This window comes from Methylococcus sp. S1M (assembly GCF_051295855.1).
In the GTDB taxonomy this organism is placed as follows: domain Bacteria; phylum Pseudomonadota; class Gammaproteobacteria; order Methylococcales; family Methylococcaceae; genus Methylococcus; species Methylococcus capsulatus.
Map to the genome: position 1 here is coordinate 111830 of NZ_JBPDXO010000006.1, position 21363 is coordinate 133192.

Annotated in this window: 15 protein-coding genes and 1 tRNA gene; 1 reads left to right on the forward strand and 15 read right to left on the reverse strand. The window is 65.5% G+C overall.

What is annotated here, in order from left to right; all coding sequences use genetic code 11:
• The first annotated feature begins 9 nt into the window (after positions 1-9).
• The gene (locus tag ACSHWJ_RS11760) at positions 10-486 is read left to right on the forward strand and encodes a pyrimidine dimer DNA glycosylase/endonuclease V (protein WP_017364887.1); all 477 of its coding nucleotides are present in this window, start codon (positions 10-12) and stop codon (positions 484-486) included.
• Here ACSHWJ_RS11760 and ACSHWJ_RS11765 read toward each other — a convergent pair.
• The 15 genes from ACSHWJ_RS11765 to recC form a co-directional block, all read right to left on the reverse strand.
• Complete coding sequence (locus ACSHWJ_RS11765) at positions 452-1600, reverse strand: MFS transporter (protein WP_017364888.1); 1149 nt, start codon at positions 1598-1600, stop codon at positions 452-454. The two genes, ACSHWJ_RS11760 and ACSHWJ_RS11765, sit on opposite strands and share 35 nt — an antisense overlap.
• Before the next feature lie 16 nt (positions 1601-1616).
• Positions 1617-2717: a chorismate synthase gene (aroC, locus tag ACSHWJ_RS11770; RefSeq protein ID WP_010960040.1), complete on the reverse strand. Its 1101-nt coding sequence runs from the start codon at positions 2715-2717 to the stop codon at positions 1617-1619.
• 15 nt (positions 2718-2732) lie between these two features.
• Positions 2733-3698 (reverse strand): 50S ribosomal protein L3 N(5)-glutamine methyltransferase, encoded by a 966-nt coding sequence (prmB, locus tag ACSHWJ_RS11775; RefSeq protein ID WP_017364889.1) that lies wholly within the window; start codon positions 3696-3698, stop codon positions 2733-2735.
• A complete protein-coding gene (gene argC, locus ACSHWJ_RS11780; protein ID WP_432539838.1) occupies positions 3695-4741 on the reverse strand; it encodes an N-acetyl-gamma-glutamyl-phosphate reductase in 1047 nt (348 codons plus the stop codon). Before argC ends, prmB begins: the two co-directional genes overlap by 4 nt.
• 203 nt (positions 4742-4944) lie before the next feature.
• Positions 4945-5277 (reverse strand): integration host factor subunit alpha, encoded by a 333-nt coding sequence (locus ACSHWJ_RS11785; RefSeq protein ID WP_218797387.1) that lies wholly within the window; start codon positions 5275-5277, stop codon positions 4945-4947.
• A gap of 4 nt (positions 5278-5281) precedes the next feature.
• The gene (pheT, locus tag ACSHWJ_RS11790) at positions 5282-7657 is read right to left on the reverse strand and encodes a phenylalanine--tRNA ligase subunit beta (protein ID WP_432539837.1); all 2376 of its coding nucleotides are present in this window, start codon (positions 7655-7657) and stop codon (positions 5282-5284) included.
• 27 nt (positions 7658-7684) lie between these two features.
• On the reverse strand, positions 7685-8710 hold the full coding sequence (gene pheS / locus ACSHWJ_RS11795) for a phenylalanine--tRNA ligase subunit alpha (protein ID WP_010960035.1): 1026 nt from the start codon (positions 8708-8710) through the stop codon (positions 7685-7687).
• Positions 8711-8787: 77 nt separating this feature from the next.
• On the reverse strand, positions 8788-9135 hold the full coding sequence (gene rplT / locus ACSHWJ_RS11800; RefSeq protein WP_010960034.1) for a 50S ribosomal protein L20: 348 nt from the start codon (positions 9133-9135) through the stop codon (positions 8788-8790).
• Positions 9136-9173: 38 nt separating this feature from the next.
• Positions 9174-9371, reverse strand: coding sequence for a 50S ribosomal protein L35 (gene rpmI, locus ACSHWJ_RS11805; protein WP_010960033.1), 198 nt, complete (start codon positions 9369-9371; stop codon positions 9174-9176).
• Positions 9372-9392: 21 nt separating this feature from the next.
• Positions 9393-9923, reverse strand: a complete 531-nt coding sequence (gene infC / locus ACSHWJ_RS11810; protein WP_081423394.1) for a translation initiation factor IF-3 — start codon at positions 9921-9923, stop codon at positions 9393-9395.
• Positions 9924-9943: 20 nt separating this feature from the next.
• Positions 9944-11860 carry a threonine--tRNA ligase gene (gene thrS, locus ACSHWJ_RS11815; RefSeq protein WP_218797385.1) on the reverse strand — a complete coding sequence of 639 codons (1917 nt, stop codon included), beginning with the start codon at positions 11858-11860 and terminating at the stop codon, positions 9944-9946.
• 73 nt (positions 11861-11933) lie between these two features.
• Positions 11934-12010, reverse strand: a tRNA-Val gene (locus ACSHWJ_RS11820).
• Positions 12011-12384: 374 nt separating this feature from the next.
• On the reverse strand, positions 12385-14196 hold the full coding sequence (gene recD / locus ACSHWJ_RS11825) for an exodeoxyribonuclease V subunit alpha (RefSeq protein ID WP_432539836.1): 1812 nt from the start codon (positions 14194-14196) through the stop codon (positions 12385-12387).
• Positions 14193-17795: an exodeoxyribonuclease V subunit beta gene (gene recB / locus ACSHWJ_RS11830; protein WP_432539835.1), complete on the reverse strand. Its 3603-nt coding sequence runs from the start codon at positions 17793-17795 to the stop codon at positions 14193-14195. Before recB ends, recD begins: the two co-directional genes overlap by 4 nt.
• Positions 17792-21208, reverse strand: coding sequence for an exodeoxyribonuclease V subunit gamma (gene recC, locus ACSHWJ_RS11835; protein ID WP_432539834.1), 3417 nt, complete (start codon positions 21206-21208; stop codon positions 17792-17794). Before recC ends, recB begins: the two co-directional genes overlap by 4 nt.
• Positions 21209-21363 lie beyond the last annotated feature (155 nt).

The following is a 21363-nucleotide window of genomic DNA, read 5'->3' on the forward strand; positions in this document are numbered from 1 at the left end:
AGTCCGGTCATGCGGCTTTGGACCCTGCATCCCTGCTACCTGGACGCCAAAGGCCTGGTCGCGCTCTGGCGCGAAGCCCTGCTGGCACAAGCCGTGCTGCGAGGGCAGACGCGCGGCTATACCCATCATCCCCAGTTGAGCCGGTTCCGGGAATTGCCCGACCCCGAAGCGGCGATCGCGCACTACCTGCGGGCCGTCCACGCCGAAGCCGAGCGCCGAGGCTACCGCTTCGACGCGGGCAAGATCGCCCCCTGCCCGGTACCGACCCCAATGACGGCCACGGACGGCCAACTCACCTACGAATGGGCGCATCTCAAGGCGAAGCTGCGGATACGCGCACCCGCCTGGCTTGAACCCATGGAGACGCTGAAGCGGCCGGAACCGCACCCGTCGTTCCGCATCGTTCCGGGACCGGTGGCGGATTGGGAAGTACTTCCGCAGCAACCGAACACTAGCGCCGCCGATCCACCAGCCGCCAGGCGATGATCAGGGCGATGAAGGATACGACCGCCGCGCCGGCATAAACCGTCTCGGCGCCGAAATCGGCCCAGGCGTAGCCGCTGGCGAAACTTCCCAGCGCACCGCCCGCACCATAGCTCAGGCTGGTGAACAGCGCCTGGCCGCGATTGCGGTTGCGTCCCTGGAAATAGCGGTGCACCAGGGCGATCGAGACGGCGTGAAACGCGCCGAAGCTGGCGGCATGCAGCGTCTGGGCGAACACCAGGATTCCCGGCCGATCGGCGTAGCGCCCGATCAGCAGCCAGCGCAAGACCGTCAAAGCGATGCTCGCGAGCAGGATGGGACGCAGTGAAATCCTGGCCTGGATCGCTGGCAGGACCAGGAACAGGACGATCTCCGACAAGACCCCCAAGGCCCAGAACTGGCCGGTGCGGGAGCGGTCGAAGCCGTGGTTCTCCAGATGTACGGAATAGAAGCTGTAATAGGGGCCGTGGGCCATCTGAATCAGCAAACAGGTGAGCAACAGGCCGATGACCTCGGGCCGCCTGACGACCCGCCACAAGGTATCCTGGGCAGGCACGTGTATCACCCGCGCGCCGCCCGGAATGGCGAGACTGGACAGCCCCATCAGCGCGAACAGAAAGGCCAGCACCTGCGGCAGACAGCCGATCGCAAGCCGCGCTTCGAGCGCCGCGCCCACGGCGAGCACGCCCAGGATGAACCCGACCGAACCCCACAGCCGGATCCGGCTGTAGCCCCGGGCATCGCCCCTGAGCAAAGCCAGATTCAGCGACTCCAGGGTGGGCAGGAAGGCATTCCAGAAGAAACCCGACAGCGCCACCGCGACGAACAGCCCCCAGTAGCCCGGCAGCACGAAGATCAGGCCGAATCCAAGGAAAGTGAGCAGACAAGCCAGGCGGATGAGGAACAGGTCGCGCCCGGTATGGTCGGCCAGCCAGCCCCAGCCGTTGGGCGCCACGATGCGGGTAGCCGCCATGACGGCCATGATGACGCCGATGTCCTGCGGGCCGAACCCCCGCGCCTGCAGATAAAGCGGCCAATATGGCAGAAAGGTGCCCAGTGCCGCGAAATACCAGAGGTACAGGCCGGAGAGCCGCCAGTACGGCACGGTGCCGGGCATGGGCGGCTCCGCCCGCCTAGAACGCGCTGGGCGGGATGGGATCGAGCGTGCGCACGACGTCCTGGTTCTGACCCCGGTGGCGCAGATAATGATCCATCAGCACGATGGCCATCATCGCCTCGGCGATCGGCGTGGCCCGGATGCCGACACAGGGATCATGGCGTCCGGTGGTCACGACTTCCACCGATTCCCCGCGGATGTTCACCGACCGGCCCGGGAGACGCAGACTGGAGGTAGGCTTCAGCGCGATGCTGGCAACGATGTCCTGGCCGGTGGATATCCCACCCAGAATACCGCCCGCCGAATTCCCCAGGAAACCTTCCGGACTCATCTCATCGCGGAACACCGAACCCTTGGCTTCGACACAGCCGAAACCGGCGCCGATTTCCACACCCTTGACGGCGTTGATGCTCATCAGCGCATACGCCAGCTCGGCGTCGAGCCGGTCGAAGACCGGCTCGCCCAAGCCCGGCGGCACGCCCCTGGCCACCACGTTGACCCGGGCGCCGCTCGAATCACCTTCCTTGCGCAGGGCATCCATGTAAGCTTCAAGCTCGGGAACCCTGGCGGGATCGGGACAGAAGAAGGGGTTGTCGTCGATGGCGTTCCAGTCCACCGGGTCGATCCGGATCGGCCCGAGCTGGGCCAGGTAGCCGCGGATTTCGACACCCAACCGCTCACGCAGGTATTTCTTGGCGATGCCTCCCGCCGCCACCCGCATCGCGGTTTCACGCGCCGACGAGCGACCGCCGCCACGGTAGTCGCGGAAGCCGTATTTCATGTGGTAGGTGTAGTCGGCATGGCCGGGGCGGAAGCGGTCGGCGATGCTGGCGTAATCCTTGGACCGCTGGTCCTCGTTCTCGATCAGGAGACCGATCGGCGTCCCGGTGGTGAGTCCCTCGAACACCCCGGACAGGATCTTGACGGTGTCCGACTCACGCCGCTGGGTGGTGTGGCGGGACTGGCCCGGCCGGCGGCGATACAGATCGTGCTGCAGATCGGCCTCGGACAACGCAAGTCCCGGCGGGCAGCCGTCGACGATGCAGCCGAGCGCAGGCCCGTGGCTTTCGCCGAAGGTCGTGACGGTAAACAGTTTGCCGATGGTGTTTCCGGACATGGTCTCTCGCTGGGTTTAGGGGGGACTGTGGCCGGCCGCTGCGGTTTCCGGGCCGGGCGAATGCTCGAACAGCTTCCTGTGCCTTTCCACCTGGGCCGCAGTCAACAGGAACACCCCTTCGCCACCGTGCTCGAAATCCAGCCAGAGGAATTCGACCTCCGGAAACGCCGCCGCCAGCGCTTCGGCACTGGAGCCGACTTCGACGACCAGGACACCGCCAGGCTTGAGCCGGTCCGCCGCGCCGGCGAGAATGCGACGGATGCAATCCAGGCCATCTTCCCCCGATTCCAGCCCGAGCCGGGGTTCGGCATGGTATTCCGGAGGCAGTGCGCGCCATTCCTGCAGATTCACGTAAGGCGGATTGCTCACGATCAGGTCGTAGCGGCTGCCGTCGAGCTGCTGATACAGATCCGAATGCACCAGCCGGACGGTCTCTTCGAGCCCGTGGGCGCGGACATTCATCCCCGCGACTTCCAGCGCGCCGCCGGAAATGTCCACGGCATCCACCCGCGCCTGGGGAAAGGCATCGGCGCAGGCGATGGCGATGCAGCCGCTGCCGGTGCACAGATCCAGCACGTCGCCGACCGCATCGGGCACCAGCCAGGGCTGGAACTGGTTTTCGATCAGCTCGGCGATGGGAGAGCGCGGCACCAGCACCCGCTCGTCCACGTAGAACTTGAGACCCGCGAACCATGCCTCGTGGGTCAGATAGGGCAAAGGCACACGCGCCTCGATCCGCCGCTCGACCAAGTGCAGGATGCGCTCGCGCTCCTCGAACGTCAGCACCGCGGAGAAATACCCCGAAGGCATGTCGTGCGGCTGGCGGATCACGTGCATGACCAGCGCGGCCGCCTCATCCAGCGCGGTCCCCGTGCCATGGCCGAAAAACACGCCGGCTTCGGAAAAACGCGTCGCACCCCAGCGGATGTAATCGCGCACCGTGGTCAAGGTCTCGAGGACGGACCGAGGGTTCGTGTTCATGGATACAGGCCGATGGCTTGGAGACCGGTGGTTTCCGCGAAACCGAATCGGAGGTTCATGTTCTGCACCGCCTGGCCGGCAGCACCCTTGACCAGGTTGTCGATCACCGACAGCACCACGATCTGGCCGCTCCTCCGGAGTTCGAACACCGCGATCTGGCAGCGGTTGGAACCGCGCACGTCGCGCGTGTCCGGATGGCTGCCGGGCGGCAGCACGTCGACGAACGGCTCGTCGCAGTAGCGCTCCTCGTAGAGCCGCTGGATGTCGCCGGGCTCGCCGACCGGCACGGCATAGAGGGTTGCATGAATGCCACGGATCATCGGCAGGAGATGCGGCACGAAGGTCAGCCCGACCGGCTCCCCCGCCAATTCCACCAGACCCTGCACGATTTCCGGCCAATGCCGGTGGCCCGCCACCGCATAGGCCTTGAAGCTCTCGCCGGTTTCACTCATCAGCAGTGGAACCTCGGCCTTACGGCCGGCGCCGCTGACGCCCGACTTCACGTCGGCGATGAGCCGGTCCGCCGCCACCAGCCGGTTTTCCAGCAAGGGCAGCAGGCCGAGCTGGACGGCGGTGGGATAACAGCCCGGATTGGCGATCAGCCGTGCCGAACGGATCGCCTCGCGACGGACCTCCGGCAGGCCGTAGACGGCTTCGCTCAGCAGCCCGGGACAGGCGTGCTCCTGCCCATACCAATGCGCCCATTCGTCCGCATCCTTGAGGCGGAAATCCGCCGACAGGTCGATGACGACGATGCCTTGTTCGAGCAAGGCCGGCGCCGATTGCATGGCGATGCCATGGGGGGTAGCGAAGAACACCACGTCGCAGCCGCCGAGATTCTCCACCTCGGGCCCGGTGAAGACGACATCCACGTGGCCCCGGAGATTCGGATAGAGATCGGCGACGGCCTTGCCGGCGTCTGCGCGGGAGGTGACGGCGCGGATGCGCACGCCCGGGTGCAGCGCCAGTAGGCGCAGCAATTCCACACCGGTGTAACCGGTCCCGCCTACGATGCCGACTTCGACCGGCTTGCCTGACCTCATGTCTGTTTGTGGATTCGAAAAGTTCAATGACGGTCATTCTATCAGACGGCGAGAGACGACCCCGTCCCGCGCGTCGAAATACAGGCTTCGTCAGAACCTCGAGACCCGGGATCCCGGGCCCCGATTTCAGGAATGGCAGTCGGCCGGCGACCCGGTGACCTCCGGAGGAAAACGGAGCCGGCCAGGGAGGCGCGGAACCCGCCTCAAGCCTCCCCGGTCCGCTCGGCGTCCAATTTGCCCAGTTCCGGTTCCTGAAGAGCCTCGACCGTGGCTTTGAGTTTCTGGCCCGCTTTGAAGGTCACCACGCGGCGCGCGGTGATCGGGATCTCTTCGCCGGTCTTCGGATTCCGGCCCGGCCGCTGGCGCTTGTCGCGCAGATCGAAATTGCCGAAACCGGAGAGTTTCACCGAACGCCCACTTTCCAGCGAAGCCTTGATGACTTCGAAAAACTGGTCGACCAGTTCCTTGGCATCCCGCTTGTTCAGACCGAGTTCCGAAAACAACCTTTCGACCATGTCCGCTTTGGTTAGCGCCATTGCCTCATTCTCTCAATTTCGCACCAAAATCTGCCGCCAACCGAGCCACGATCCGGCTCATGACCTCGTCCACCCGGTCGTCGGTCAACGTCTCCTCTGCATCCTGCAGGGTGACACCGAGCGCCACGCTCTTCTTGCCGGCCTCCACCCCTGCTCCCGAGTAAACATCGAACAGCACCGTGTCGCGAACCAGGGGCCCGCCGCTCGCGGCGACGGCTTCCAGCAGATCCGCTGCCGGCAGATCCCGGGCCACCACCAGAGCCAGATCGCGCCGCACCAGGGGAAAGCGGGACAAGGGCGCGAACCGCGGCAGATCGCGTTGCAGCAGCGCCCCAGCGTCGAGTTCGAACATAAACACGGGTTGTTCGAAACCAAGCTCGCGCTCGATTTGCGGATGCAGCATGCCCAGCCAGCCGGCGCCGCCATCGCCGATCAGGATTTCGGCGCTCTGGCCGGGATGCAGGGCATGATGGATCGCCGGACCGAAGCGAACCGAGCTCTTGCCAGTCAGGCCCAGTATAGCCTCGACGTCCGATTTCACGTCGAAAAAGTCCACCCGCCGTGACTTCTCCCCCCATTGCTCGTCGAGGATGGAACCCAGGACGAGGCCGGCCAGAGTGTTGCGCTGCTCGAGCGACCCGTCCCGCCTTACGAATTTCAGCCCGGTCTCGAAGATACGCACCCGGTCCTGCTGGCGGCTCAGATTTTTCTGCGCGCAATCCAGCAAGCCCGTCCAGAGACTGACCCGCATCACCGCCAGATCGGCGGAAATCGGATTCAGCAGGGCTTCGGGCTCGGCTTCCGGATCGATCCGCCGCTGCATCTCGGCGGACACGAAACTGTAGGTGATGACTTCCTGGTAACCGCGGTCGGCCAGCAGATCCTTCACCCGATCGAGGCCGAGCACCGTTTCCGACGCCGGCTGCATCGCCGATGCCACGGCGGGGCGGCGCCGGGGAATGGCGTCGTAACCGTAGACGCGGCCGATCTCCTCGATGAGATCGGCCTCCAGCGCGATGTCGAAGCGGAAGCTCGGCGGCGTGACCGTCCAGCCTGGCTCGTCCTCTTCGACGCTCATACCGAGGCGAGCGAGGATATCGGCGACCTCGTCCCGCGGCAGGTTCAGACCGAGCAGTTGCCCGATGCGCTGCTCGCGCAGGCGGACCGGCGCCCTGAGCGGCAAAAGATCCTCACGCACAGCCTCGGTGACGGGGCCGGCTTCGCCGCCGGCGATCTCCAGCAACAGCGCGGTCGCCCGCTCGATCGCCCGCCGCTGCAGCGATGGATCGACGCCCCGTTCGAAGCGGTGGGAGGAATCGGTCGCCAAACCGTACCGGCGCGCCTTGCCCATGATGAGGGCGGGCGCAAAGAACGCACATTCCAGAAAGACGTCGCTCGTGGCGCCCCCCACCGCGCTCTGCTCCCCCCCCATGATACCGGCCAGCGCCAAGGCTTTTTCTTCGTCGGCGATGACCAGTACGTCGGAAGACAGGGTGATTTCCTCCCCGTTCAGCAATCTCAAAAGCTCGCCGTCGCGGGCCTGCCGCACGTGGACGTCGCCGGAGAGCCTCTCCAGATCGAAGGCATGCAGGGGCTGGCCCAGCTCGAGCAACACGTAATTGGTGACGTCGACCGCCGGCCCCAGGCTCCGTAGCCCACTGCGCCGCAGCCGCTCCTTCATCCACCGTGGGGTCTGGGCCCGGGCGTCGATGCCGGTGATGACCCGGCCGAGATAGCGCGGACAGGCTTCGGGCGCGTCCAGATGGACGACCAACCGCCGCTGGCTGCCGACGGCAACGGTTCCCGCGTCGACACCCCGGAACGGCAACCGGTTGATGAGCGCCACCTCACGGGCGATGCCCTCCACGCTCAGGCAGTCGGCGCGGTTGGGAGTCAGATCGATTTCCAGAATCCGGTCATCGAGCTGCAGATAATCGCGGATGTCGGCACCGACCGGTGCATCGGCGGGCAGCTCCAGCAAACCGGATGCGTCGTCTTCGAGACCGAGTTCCTTGGCCGAGCACAGCATACCGAAAGATTCAACGCCACGCAGACGGGAACGCTTGATCTTCAGGGGGCCGGGCAATACCGCGCCTTCCATCGCCAAGGGCGCCACCAGGCCGGCACGAGCATTGGCTGCACCGCAGACGATCTGCAGCGGCTCGCCGCCGCCGGTATCGACCCGGCAGATCTGCAGGCGGTCGGCTTCGGGATGCGGGGCCGCTTCCAGGATTCGCGCCACCACCACTCCGCTGAAATCGGCCGCCGCGGGTTCGGCGCCGTCGACTTCGAGGCCCGCCATGGTCAGCTGGCGGACCAGCCCGGCCGTGTCGACCATGGGATTGACGTATTGACGTAACCAGGCTTCGCTCAGGCGCATGTCGGTCGTTCGCGGGAACTTTCGGGATCAGAACGGCTTGAACTGCCGCAGGAATCTAAGGTCGTTTTCGAAGAACAGGCGCAGATCGTTGATGCCATAGCGCAGCATGGTCAGGCGCTCGACTCCCAGCCCGAACGCGAAGCCGCTGTAGCGCTCCGGATCGATGCCGACCGCCTCGAACACGCGGGGGTGAATCATGCCGCAGCCCATCACTTCGAGCCAGCCACTATGCTTGCACACCCGGCAGCCACGGCCGTCGCAGATCACGCATTCGATGTCGACCTCGGCGGAAGGTTCGGTGAAAGGGAAATACGACGGACGGAACCGCACCGCGCAGTCTTTCTCGAAAAAACCCGTCAGGAATTCGTACAGCGTGCCCTTGAGATCGGCGAAGCTGACCTGCTCGTCCACCCAGAAACCTTCGACCTGGTGGAACATCGGAGTGTGGGTGAGATCGGAATCGCAGCGGTAGACCCGGCCGGGTGCGATGACCCGCAGCGGCGGCTGCCCCGATTCCATCACCCGGATTTGCACGGGCGAGGTATGGGTGCGCAGCAGCAGGTGCTCGCTGAAATAGAAGGTGTCATGCATGGCGCGGGCCGGATGATGGGCCGGAATGTTGAGCGCCTCGAAATTGTGGAAATCGTCCTCGATCTCCGGGCCCTCGACCACCGAAAAACCCACACTGCGGAACAACCGGGTGATGCGGCGCAAGGTCAGGGTGACGGGATGCAACCCGCCGAGCCGTTGGCCGCGGCCGGGGAGCGTAACGTCGATGGTTTCGCTGGACAGGCGTCGAGCCAGCGCTTCGGCCTCCAGAGCCGCCTTGCGCCGTTCCAGCAACCGTTGGAACTCATCGCGCGCCTGATTGACGCGCTGCCCGAATTCCTTTCGCTCTTCCGGCGAAAGCGTCCCGAGCGTCTTCATCTGCTCGGTGAACTCGCCCTTCTTGCCCAGATAACGCACCCGGACCTGATCCAGTTCGGCGACGCTCCCGGCCGCGGCCAACAGGCGCGAGGCTTGTTCCAGGGTGGACTCGGGCGAGGAATTCACGATGGACTGATCTTGAATGACGGCATGAAAGAAATCCGGCGAAAGTCCGGGACTTCCGCCGAATACGGCGTGGATGCTCAGCCCTGCGCGATGCGGGCCAGCTCCGCGAAGGCATCCTTGTCGCGGACGGCCAGGTCGGCCAGCACCTTGCGGTCGATCTCGATGGAAGCCTTCTTCAGACCGCTGATGAAACGGCTATAGGACAGGCCGAATTCGCGGGCGCCGGCATTGATGCGGGTGATCCACAGGGCGCGGAACTGACGCTTCCTCTGACGACGGTCTCGGTAGGCATACTGTCCCGCCTTGATGACCGCCTGTTTGGCGACGCGGTAAACCCGGCTGCGGGCGCCGTAATAACCTTTGGCCTGCTTCAGGACCTTCTTGTGACGGGCGCGCGCTATCACTCCGCGCTTGACTCGTGCCATGACTTATTCCTCTTGCGGTGACTCTGTAACGGGACTGGTCAGGTGTACGGCAACATGCGCGCCACTGCACGCACGTCGGACGGATGCACCATGTCGGGGCTGCGCAGCTGGCGCTTGCGCTTGGTGGACTTCTTGGTCAGGATGTGGCGGCGATGCGACTGCACGCACTTGAAGCCACCGGAACCGGTCCGTTTGAAGCGCTTGGCTGCGCCGCGATTGGTCTTGATCTTGGGCATTTCTGTGATTCTCCAGAGTCTCTAAGCCTTTTTCTTTTTGGGGGCCAGCGTCATGCTCATCTGACGCCCCTCCAGTTTCGGGAACTGTTCCACCGACGCGTATTCTTCCAGATCCGTTTCGATCCGCTTCAGGAGATCCATGCCGAGTTCGCGGTGCGCCAGTTCGCGCCCGCGGAACCGCACGGTGATCTTGGCCTTGTCGCCGTCATTCAGGAAGCGAATGAGACTGCGCAGCTTGACCTGGTAGTCGCCTTCGTCCGTACCCGGACGGAATTTGATTTCCTTGATCTGGATCAGCTTCTGCTTCTTCTTGGAAGCCTGAAGCTTCTTGTTCTGTTCGAACCGATACTTGCCGTAGTTCATGATCCGGCACACCGGTGGATCCGAACCGGGCGAGATCTCGACCAGGTCCAGATCGGCATCGTAGGCGATCTGTCTGGCCTCTCGCGAAGAAACTATCCCGAGCTGTTGTCCATCCGCGCCTATCAGTCTGACGGCGGGGGCCGTGATCTCCTCGTTGAGTCGCGGCTCTTTCTTGTCGTTGGCAGTGATAACCCCAGTCCTCCGATGTGTTAATGACTCACGGCGCGCTTCATCGTTTCCTCGGTGAACTTGGCCACCAGATCGCCTATCCCGAAACTGCCGTGATCCTTACCGTCTCGCGTCCGCAAGCTGACGCTTCCCGCTTCGACTTCCTTATCGCCGACGATAAGCAAATAAGGTACCCGCTGCATGGAATGTTCGCGGATTTTAAAGCCGACCTTTTCATTTCTCAAGTCGGCGATGACTCTAAATCCTTTAGAGACAAACTCTTGCGCCACTTCCCGGGCGTAATCGGCCTGCCGGTCGGTGATGTTGAGCACCACCGCCTGCACCGGCGCCAGCCACAAGGGGTACTGTCCGGCGTAGTGTTCTGTCAGGATTCCGACAAACCGCTCCAGGGAACCAAGGATCGCACGGTGCAGCATGACCGGCACATGACGGGCGCCGTCCTCGGCGACGTAGGTCGCTCCGAGCCGGTCCGGCATGGAAAAGTCGACCTGAATGGTGCCGCACTGCCAGACGCGGTCCAGGCAGTCCTTCAGCGAAAACTCGATCTTGGGGCCGTAGAACGCGCCCTCGCCGGGCTGCAGATCCCAGGCCAGCCCCTTGGCGTTCAGTGCCGTTTCCAGCGCATGCTCGGCCTTGTCCCAGACCTCGTCCGAACCGACCCGCTTTTCCGGCCGGGTGGAAAGCTTGATCTGGACCTCGCTGAAACCGAAATCGGCATAGACCTTGAACAACAGGTCGATGAAGCGTGACACCTCGTCCTGGATCTGCTCCTCGGTACAGAAGATGTGCGCGTCGTCCTGGGTGAAACCCCGCACCCGCATGAGGCCATGCAGGGCGCCGGAAAGTTCGTTGCGATGACAGGAACCGAACTCGGCCAGCCGCAGCGGCAGATCGCGATAGCTCTTCAAGCCCTGGTTGTACACCTGCACGTGGCAGGGACAATTCATCGGCTTGATGGCATAGTCGCGCTCTTCCGACGCAGTCGTGAACATCTCGTCCGAGAATTTTTCCCAGTGGCCGGAGCGCTCCCACAAAGTCCGGGCCACCACCAGCGGCGTGCGGATTTCCTGGTAGCCGTTGTCACGGAAGACCCGCCGCATGTACTGCTCGATCTCCTGCCACAGGATCCAGCCCTTGGGATGCCAGAACACCATGCCAGGAGCTTCCTCCTGCATATGGAACAGATCCAGCGCCTTGCCGAGCTTGCGATGGTCCCGCCGCTCGGCTTCTTCCAGCCGCTGCAGGTAGGCGGCGAGGTCTTTCCTGTCACCCCAGGCGGTGCCGTAGATGCGCTGCAGCATTTCGTTGCGCGAGTCGCCGCGCCAGTAGGCGCCGGCGATCTTCATCAGCTTGAAGGCCTTGAGCCGGCCGGTGTCCGGCACGTGCGGGCCGCGGCACAGATCGGTGAAATCACCCTGGGAATACAGCGAAATCACCTCGCCCCTCGGAATCGCCTCGATGATCTCGGCCTTGTAGGCTTCGCCCAGACTCCGGAAATATGCGATGGCTTCCTCGCGGGGCATGGTCCTGCGCTCGACCGGCAGCGCCTGAGCCGCCAGTTCATGCATTTTGGCCTCGATCGCCTCCAGATCCTCCGGCGTGAACGGACGTTCGTAGGAGAAATCGTAATAGAAACCGTCCTGGATGACCGGGCCGATGGTCACCTGGGCCTTGGGATAGAGCGCCTTGACGGCCTGGGCCAGCAGATGGGCGGTGGAATGGCGGATGACTTCGACGCCGTCGGCATCGCGCGCGGTGACCAGCGCGACCTCGGCATCGGCCTCGATGCGATGGGAGAGATCGACGAGCCGCCCATCCACCCGGCCGGCCAGCGCGGCCTTGGCAAGTCCCGGCCCGATGGCCTCGGCCACCTGCAGGAGGGTGACGGGATGATCGAATTCCCGGCGGGAACCGTCGGGCAAGGTAACGACGGGCATGATATGGCGCTCGTGGTCTGACTCGAATCCCCCAAACAAAAAAGCATCGCCTGGCGATGCTTCCTGGGATATCTGGTAGGCGCGATTGGACTCGAACCAACGACCCCCACCATGTCAAGGTGGTGCTCTAACCAACTGAGCTACGCGCCTGTCGTAATTCGACAAGAAGGAGGCATTATAATGAGGCATTCGATTCTTGCCAACAGTTTTTTCCTCCCTCCCCGCGGCCCTCGCTCATGGCAGACACCGGGCAAATCCCTATGATGGACCTCGTGCACTTCGGATTACGGCGGATTGTCGCGCGTGTACGGCACGGCATGGTACTCGAACAATCCCGCGGGAAGGACCAGCCCGGCCGGAAACCGGGCAGGCGGCCCGGTTCGTCCCGCCACGGCCAGCCGGCCACGGCAGCCCCCTTACCGATTCGGCGGGCGATGGTACTGCCAAAGCCACGACCGCCGCGAGAAAGGCGATCCGCCGCCGGACATGCATGACCCGGCTCATGACACCTCTGCTTTCATCCTTCACCCAATCTCTTCCAGACGGGCGATCAGCCCGGAATGGCGGCGGGTGCGGCGGCGGATGGCCTCCGCCAGCACCGGCGCGGCGCCGACGAGGGATACCGCGCGCCTGGCGCGGGTAATACCGGTGTAAACCAGCTCTCGGGTGAGGACCGGCGAGATACGGTCCGGCAACAGCAGCGCCACCTCGTCGAACTCCGATCCCTGCGATTTGTGCACGGTCAGGGCGAATGCGGTCTCGTGCTCGGGCAGCCTGGCCGGGGGGATGGCGCGGAATCCGCCGCCGGCATCGGGAAAATGCACCCGCAGTTCTCCGGAGGGGTCCGCCAGAACGATGCCGGTGTCGCCGTTGAACAGCTTCAGCACGTAGTCGTTGCGCAGAACCATCACTGGCCGACCGGGATACCATTCGGCCCGTTCGTCCGCTCCCAGACCGAGGCGGCGGCGAAATTCCCGGGCGATCAGCCGGTTGATCGCCTCCACCCCGCGCGGGGATTCCCGCACCGCGCACAGGATGCGGAAACGGTTGTAGGCGGCGAACACGGCTGCCGGCGCAGCCTGGCCGGATCGCATGACATCCAGGTAATCCGCATAGCCCGCCAGCAGGGTCTCGATCAGGCCGGCGCCGGGCGCGGCGGCCCCGTCCTCCTGCCAGATCACGCCGCTCTCTCCGCCGGCCCGCAATGCCGCGATCACTGCATCCGCTTCGCCCGAGTTGACCCGCGCCGCCAGCCGTCCAATACCGGAATCGCTGCGGAAACGGTAGTTGCGGCTGAACCAGACCACACAATCCTCGAGCGGAGTGGAACGGACGGGCGCGGCAGTGACGATGGCCGCCGGATCGGTCTGGGTCAGGGCTGCCAGACGCTCGATGACCGGCGGTGACAGCCGTGGGTCGGCGCTGAGTTCGGCGAACACCGCCCCCGCCTCCACGGCGGCGAGCTGGTCCTTGTCGCCCAGCAGGATCAGCCGGCCGTCGACGGGCACCGCTTCGACCAGCCGGGTGGCCAGTCCCAGGTCGAGCATCGACGCCTCGTCGACCACCAGCACGTCGACGGCCAAGGGATTCCCGGCATGATGGCGAAAATTTCCGCTGCCCGGAATCACGCCCAGCAGACGGTGAACGGTACTGGCGGCGGCCGGAAGTTTCTCCCTGAGAGACCCGGGCAGATGCGCCGCCCGCTCACGCAACGCATCCAGCATGCGGGCCGCGGCCTTGCCAGTGGGCGCGGCCAGGGCGATGCGGCAGTCCGGATTCTGGACGAGCAGACAGGCCAGCAGGTTCACCACCGTGGTGGTCTTGCCGGTGCCCGGCCCGCCGCTGATGACGGTGAGCCGGCCCAGCAGGGCCAGGGCGGCGGCGAGCTTCTGCCAGTCGGGGCCGCCGGATGCGGGAGGAAACAAAGCGTTCAACTGCTCCCGCACCGCTTCCGACGGTGGCGTCAGACTGTCACGGCCGCGCGCCAGCCGCTGCAAAGCAGATGCCAGGCGACGCTCATAGTCGAAATAGCGGTAAAGATAGAGCCGCCCTTCGTCATCCAGGACCAGCGGGCGGGGTTCGCCCCCCGGCGTGCCGACCACGCCGGAACCAAGCAGCAGCGTCCGCAACAAGTCCGGGCCGTGCTGCGGGAAGTCTTCGGCCAATTCGGCCAGATCGGTGCAGACATGACCGTCGGTGGTGGCGAAACTGGCCAGGAAAGCGGCCCGCTCCAACACCCCGGGCGCCGCCGGGTCCTTCGCCCAGCGCAGACAGCGACGGGCGAAGCCGGCGGCCAGCAGATGCTCGGAAGAGTAGCCGGATTCGCCGGCGCTCATGCGCCTCGCCTCCCGCCGATCAAAGCATCCAGCGCGGCGATGCAGTCCTCAGCAGGCCGTTGGAAATAGACACCGGCCCCCCGCCAGGCCGGCCGCACACCGCGTACGAACAGGTAATACACGCCGCCGAAGTGGCTCGTGTAAGCATAGCCCGGCAGGCGGCGGGCGAGGTACCGGTCGAGCGCGACCGTATAGAGCAGGTATTGCAGGTGATAACCCTCCGCGGCCATGGTTTCCGCCAGCGCTGGCGGACCGTAGTCCTCGCGCGTGTAGCCGAGATGGTTGGATTTCCAGTCCAACAGGTAATAGCGGCCCCGGTGGCGAAACACCAGATCGATGGCGCCCTCCAGATAGCCACTCAGCAACCGGAAATCCAGCTTGCCCATGGCATAGCCATGATCGCGCAGCAACGCATTCAGCCGCACCGGGTCCAGCCCCTCGGCCGGCAGGCGGAAGGCGAGCTCGCTCAGCCGCTGCCCCCGGCCTATGTCGCCCAGCCTCAAGCCGTCGCCCAGATCGGTGGCCAACACGTCGGCCAGGAGGCTCTTCAGCATGGCGGGAGCCGCCGTTTCCGAGCCCTGCGGCCGCAGCGCCAGGGCGCGGCCGATGGCATCGTCCCAGCCGGCGGGATCGGTGAAATCGGCCTGCTCGAACAGATGATGGATGCAGGTGCCGGCCGCAGCGCCCCGCGGAAAACGCAGGATGTCGTTCTCGGGCAGCGCTGCCGGCGGCGGCCCCAGGGCCGGCGCCAGGCTGAGGGCATCGTGGTCGCGCCCCTCCCCCCCGGCCTCCATGGCCCGGACCAAGGAGGTAAAGCTGCCCGTGGACCAGCCCGGAGGAATCCAGGCAGGCGGCGTCTGCGCCGCCAGCCGCTCGAGGCCGGACGAAGGTCCGGCCATCGCCGGTACGACGATGGCCGGCATCGGCGCGACGCCGATCGCGTCCGGCAAAGCGCGCCAGCCGGCCTCGATATCCGCCGGATCGAGGCGGGTCTTGGCGTCCTGCCATTGCTCGGGACTGTGATCCTTCCCGCAGGCGAGCCAGTTGAGCATGCTGCGGGTGCTTTCACCACAAGACGCCGAAGCGTCCCTCTTGGTCCGGTAAACGCCGGCAAATAGATAACAGCGCTGCACCGCGCGGGTCAGGGCCACATAGATCAGGCGTAGGATCTCGGCGTCCTCTTCCTGCCGGCGCTGCCACTTGATCCCGGGATCATTTTTGGCTTCCGGACGAAAATCCAGCACCGGGACACCGGATTCATCATGATATTCGATGCCCTCCTGCTTACCCCGTGCGCCGCGGTTCCCGTCCCACAAATAGGGGCAGAACACCACCGGATACTCCAAGCCCTTGGACTTGTGGATGGTGACGATCTGCACCAGATTCTGGTCGGACTCCAGTCGCAGCTGGGCGTCTTCCTGCGCCGCGCTGTCCCGCCTCCGGCTCTGCAGCCAGCGCAGCAGGGCATCGGGCGAAGTCAGTCCGGCCTGAGCCTGGTGCAGCAGCTCCCCCAGGTGCAACAGATTGGTCAGACGGCGCTCGCCATCGGGCTGGGCCAGCACCCGGCGGGCCACGCCCTCGTCGTGCAGAAGCCGCCGGTACATCGGCCCGAAGCCGCGCAGCTGCCACAGCTCGCGATATTCGCCGAAGCGCAGCATGATTTCCAGCAAACGGTCCTCGTCCGCCGAAATCCCGGCGATCGTCAGCGCATCGCAGCCCATGATCTCCGTCGCCAGCGCGGCCCGCAGCAGGCGGTCTCGGCCGGGCTCGAGCACCGCCAGCAGGATGCGCTCGATTTCCTCCGCCTCGAGCGTGTGGAACACACTGGCCTGCGACAGCTCGACACTGCCCACCCCCAGCCTTGCCAGCGCCTGGCGGATAAGCCGGCCCTGGGCATGACGGCGCACCAGCACCGCGATGTCCGATGCGCGCAGGGCCCGCTCGCCGAGCCGGATACGCCCCGCCATGCCTTCCTGGATCAGGCGGGCGATCTCGGCCGCCGTGGTGTCGGTACAGCGCCGCACGGCCTCCGTCCGCGGCAACCAGCCGCCCGCCTCGTCTCTCGGCAGCAGCCAGACCTGGAACGGCGAGCGCGGCTCGGTGACGTCGGTGAAAACCGGGCGCGGCTTCGCTCCTGGCCTGACCGGGCGGTACTCGAGGCCCTCGAGGAGGAAAGCACGGGGGTTGGCGCTGAACAAGGCGTTGCAGGCATCGATCACTTCCGTCACCGAACGCTGGTTTTCCACCAGGGTGTATTCGCGGTCGGCCTGGTGGCGTGCGCCGAGATAGGTGTAGAGATCGGCGTTGCGGAAGCCGTAGATCGCCTGCTTGGGGTCGCCGACAAAGAACACCGGCCCGGACACCGCGCCTTCGGCCAGGTAGAGCGCCCGGAAGATGGCGAACTGCAGTGGATCGGTGTCCTGGAACTCGTCGATCAGCGCCACCGGATAACGGCTACGCAGGGCAGGAGCCAGCCAGGGATAGCACCCCGAAGTCAGGGCCTCGTGGACGTTCCACAGCATGTCGTCGAAACCGATGACCCGCCGCCGGCGTTTCTCCGCCCGCAGCGCCTCCGCGCCATGTTCGACGAGCTCCCGGAGCAGACCCACACGCGCGACCGCCAGGCGCCCCTGGATGCCGTCTTTGAGCGCCAGCAAATTTTCGGCCGCATCGAAAAACGGATGGTAGGGCGTCGTGTTGCCCTTTTTCGTTCCCCCCTTCAGCATCGCTGCCCGGAACAGCTGGACCTTGTCCTCCACGGGCGCCAGCGGATCGTTCGTAGCGAACCACGCATCCCAGCCCTTCCGTGCCGTCTCGAGGGCGACCGCTTTGTAGGATACGCCGTTGAGCTGATCGATCGCCTCTTCCAACAGCCGGACGATGCCGAACGCATCGGCCTGCCACAGCCGCCGTGCCTCACCGAACGCGGCCAGCAAAGCCTGCTCGTCCCGCTCATCCGGCGGCTCCACCGGCTCGGGCCAACGCCAGTCCGAGAGCGGCTTGGCCAGCGCGTGTCCGAGCAGACTGGCGTATTCCTCCGGATCGTCGCCGGCCTCCAGCAGATGGGCGATCATGGCCCGGCTCAAACCTCCGGCCGCGACGCGCCGGCGCCAGAAATCGTTGGCGACTTCCTGTGCCAGCATCGCGTCGTCCTGCACCAGTTCCAGGGCGAACGGAAGACCGGCGGCGAAAGGGATACCAGCCAGGGCGCGCTGGCAGAAGCCGTGGATGGTGAAGATCGCCGCCTCGTCGAAAGCCAGCAGCGCCCGCTCCAGCCGCTGCCGCAGCAGCGCCCGGTCGAACCCGCCTTCGAGCGCCGCCACCAGGCCGGTAACGAAAGGATCGGCGGCCCCGCCTCCTCCCCGCAAGTACACGAGGGTCTCGACGATCCGGCTGCGGATACGCTCGCGCAACTCGGCCGTCGCCGCATTGGTGAAGGTCACGACCAGGATGTTCTGGACCTCCCGCTCCTGCTCCAACAGCAGTCGCAGGTACAGACCGCAGATGTTCCAGGTCTTGCCAGTGCCGGCGGAGGCCTCGATCAGGTTGACGCCCGCCAGCGGACAGCGGAATACGTCCAGGGGTCGTACCGCACTCATGCGATGCGCCCGTCTTCCAGATGATCCAGTAGCGGACCGAACACCGTTCGGACCGTGCGGAAGAACGCACCGTCCAGTGGATCGGCCTGCCCCCTCAGCGCCTGGCGGTAGGCGAGGTCTTCGGATTCGCCGCGGCGGTCACCGGAGCCCTCCCAGCGCTTCCGCGCCTGCCGCTCGGCAGCCTGGGATCCGCCCTGTTTCAGCCCCAAGGCACAGGCCCAGGCGCTCCTGGGGAAGAAATGCAGCGGCAAGCGGAGTCCCTCCCGGTACAGCGCCACCAGTTCGCGCAATCGTTCCTGGGCTGCGGCCACCGGCCGGAACCGGTATTCGCCGTCCCGTGAGATCCAGGTCGTGGTCGGCTCCACCCCGCGGACCGCCAATGCATTCAGGAACAGATGATCCAGCCAGCCGGACATATAATCCACCGGCCGGGTGTCGTCGTAGCGCCAGCGCACCAGCCCACGCCGCCACACCTGACCGAGCGTGCCGCTCAAAGTCCAGGTTTCGCCCTCGATCTGGAAAACCAGCCTACCCGGCAGCGGCTGCAGCGGCTCCTCCTGCGTCTGTCCGGCGATCCGCTCCGCGTACTCCCGTATCCGCGTCAACTCCCCTTTGAGCAGCAGTTCACCGAGCTGCCCCTGCGGAAACTCGATCCCCGCCCGCGCCACGGCCTCGACCGCCTCCTCCGTGGCAGCGGACAGCATCAGCGGCAGCAGCCGCTCGGCGACCTCGCTCCGGGCGAAGTAAGCGGGAAGGAACGGCTCGTCGTCGGCCAGCTCCGCCTCGCCCTCGGCCAGGGTCAACCCCAGGCGTTGCTCCAGCAGATAGCGGCAGGGGTTGCGGAAGAAGCGCTTCAAGACGTCCAGGTTCGGCTCACGCCATTCCGGCTCCGGTGCGGCCATTGGGGCGGGGAAGAAAGGGGCATGTTCGAAGTCCGGATCATTCTGCTCCTCCTCGGCGATTGGCCCCGCTGGACCGTGGTCCGCCCGCTCCCTCTCGGCAAGGGTGGCGGAACATTCTTCAGGCTCTCGCGAGTGGGATTCACAAGCCCTCACCCCCTCCCCCGAAGGACGACGGGAACGAGCGGCCCGCAAAGCTTCGCAATATTCCGAATTGAAACTGACCAGTCGCGGATCCTTTGCCACGGCGGCATCGAAATACACGGGCGAGAACGCCTGCAGCGGATGTTCCACCACCAGCCGGCGCCGCGCCTCCTCCGGACTCTCTCCCGCAGCGGCCACCAACGGAAGCAGGTAGTCCAGCAATTCCGACAGCAGTGTCGACGGCGGCAGGGGGGCGTTGTCGCGCACGCTACGGCCGGTATAGCTCAGATACAGCCGCTCGCGGGCCGCCAGCAGCAGGTCGAGAAACAGGTTGCGCTCGTCGTACCGTCGCTGGCGGTCACCGCGACGCGGGGCCTGGGCGATCAAATCGAATTCCGCAGGCCGGTCCGGATGGGGAAACTCGCCGTCATTCAGGCCGATGACACACACCACCCGGTAAGGCAGGCTGCGCAGACTGGCCATGGCGGTAAAGGTCAGCCGACCGGAAGGAGTCCCACCCCGGGCTGGATCGTCCAGCAGCGATTCCAGAGCAACCCGCACCACTTCAGGCTCGATCGTCCCGGTTACGCCGGCCTCGCCCCAATGCCGGCTCAGCGCGGCGATGGCTTCGCGGACCTCCTGGAGATCAGGAACGGTTTCGGGCGTCTCCATCAGGAAGGCCCCGACCACCGCATTCAGCCGCTCGCCCCAGGTCTGGGCCGTCGCCGGCGTGCTCCAGACGCGATGCCAATGAGTCAGCAGATCGACGAAATGGGCGAATCCGCCCAGTGCCAGCGCTTCCGAACCCTCAGGGCTGCCCGCCGGCAGGCGACCGTCGAACTGCACCGGAACGTCCCCCAGTGCATAGCCCAGAAACAGCCGGTCGAGGCCGTCGCAGAAGCTATGCCGCTCCACCTCCGGCAGCCCCACCGCCTTCCGGTGCGCGCCATTCAGCCCCCACCGGATCCCTGCCGCCTGGAACCAATCGTGGATGCACTCCAGATCGTCCAGCCCCAGACCGAAGCGGGCATGCACCAACGGGCGCTGCAAAAACTCATACACCGCGCTGGCCTTGCAGCGGGACGCAAACAGTCCGAGCAGGGTCAGCAATGCGGCGGCCGCCGGATTCGCCACCGTCCTGCGCAAACCGGTGATGGCATAAGGAATCCGCCGCGCCGCCGGCGCCATGCCGAACACCGCGTCGATCAAAGGCGCAGCCTCTTCCAGGCGGGGCATCACGACCAGGATATCCGAGACCTTGGGTGCATCGGGCCGGGCCAGCAGCGCCAGCAACTGGTCATGCAACACCTCCAGCTCCCGCACCAGCGAATGGCAGACATGAACCTCGATGCTGCGGTCCCCCGCCACAGACGCGCAACAGCCCGGCTCGGGATCGCGCAGATCGAGGATGGCCTCCTGCACCGCCGCCAGCAGGCTGATCCGGGCCGGCGGCTCGAACTGGGCATCATCGATCACCGCCCCTTCCGCCTTGTCGAACAGCAGGTCGATGTGCGCCTGGGTCTGCTGTCCCCAGTTCGCCAGCAGGCGGTTACCGGTCTCGCGGTACAGCGCATCACCCCGAACCTCCAGATAGTTCAGCCGCCTGGGATCGACGATGTCGAACCAATATTCCCGGCAAGGGTTCAGCACGTACAAATGTAGCTCGGTCCAGCGCGCCAGCTTGCCGAGGATGTCCAGATACAACGGGGGGATGGTCGGCAGGCAGAACAGATGGGCCCGCGCCGGCAGCCCGGCCCGCCGTGTCGCCTCCGGCCCCATGGCTTCTACCGCCCGGAAGAATGCCGCCGAGGGGTGTTCACGCCGCACCTCCAGCTCATCTACCAGCGTACGCCAAAGCGCCGCCTGCCATGCCTCGTCTTCCCGGCTCGCCTCCGGCAATCCGGAAGCCGGCCTGCCTTCCAGCCAGGCCGCCAGCCAGTCCGGGCGGTAGGTGAGGTACTGTTCCAGCAAATGCGCCACCCGCCGCGCCAGATCGAAGCGCATCGCCCCGTCGGCCCGCGCCAGATAAGACTTCAGCCGCGGATGCGCCGACACCAGGGCTTCCTCGCCCAACATCCGGAACACCCGCCAAGTCAGGGTGGCCGGCGCGAACGGCGAGGATGCCCCCACCTCGATCACCTGCCCGATCTGCACCCACAGCCAGTGCGCCAGATAACTGAACTCCACGTTTGCGCACACCCCGAAGCGATCCGCATGATCCAGCTCCAGCCGGCGCCGGACCGCCAGGCTGGGGACGATGACTTGCTCCGCCACGAACGGATCGGCCGGTCCTTGCGCCAGATCGTCGAACAGGCGCTGGGTCAGGATTTCGAAGCGGTTGGAGAAAAAGATGTTGAGGGGGGATGGCAAGGATGGCTCCTCGAAATCCACGAAAACTCGGGCTCTGCCAAAAGCAATGCAAAGGATCCTCTGAACAAAGCCGAATCGGCCGGCAAAAACACATCCCGCAGGCAATCGGGCTTTGAAAATGGGTGAAGGATACCGAAAATCCGTGCCTACCGTGG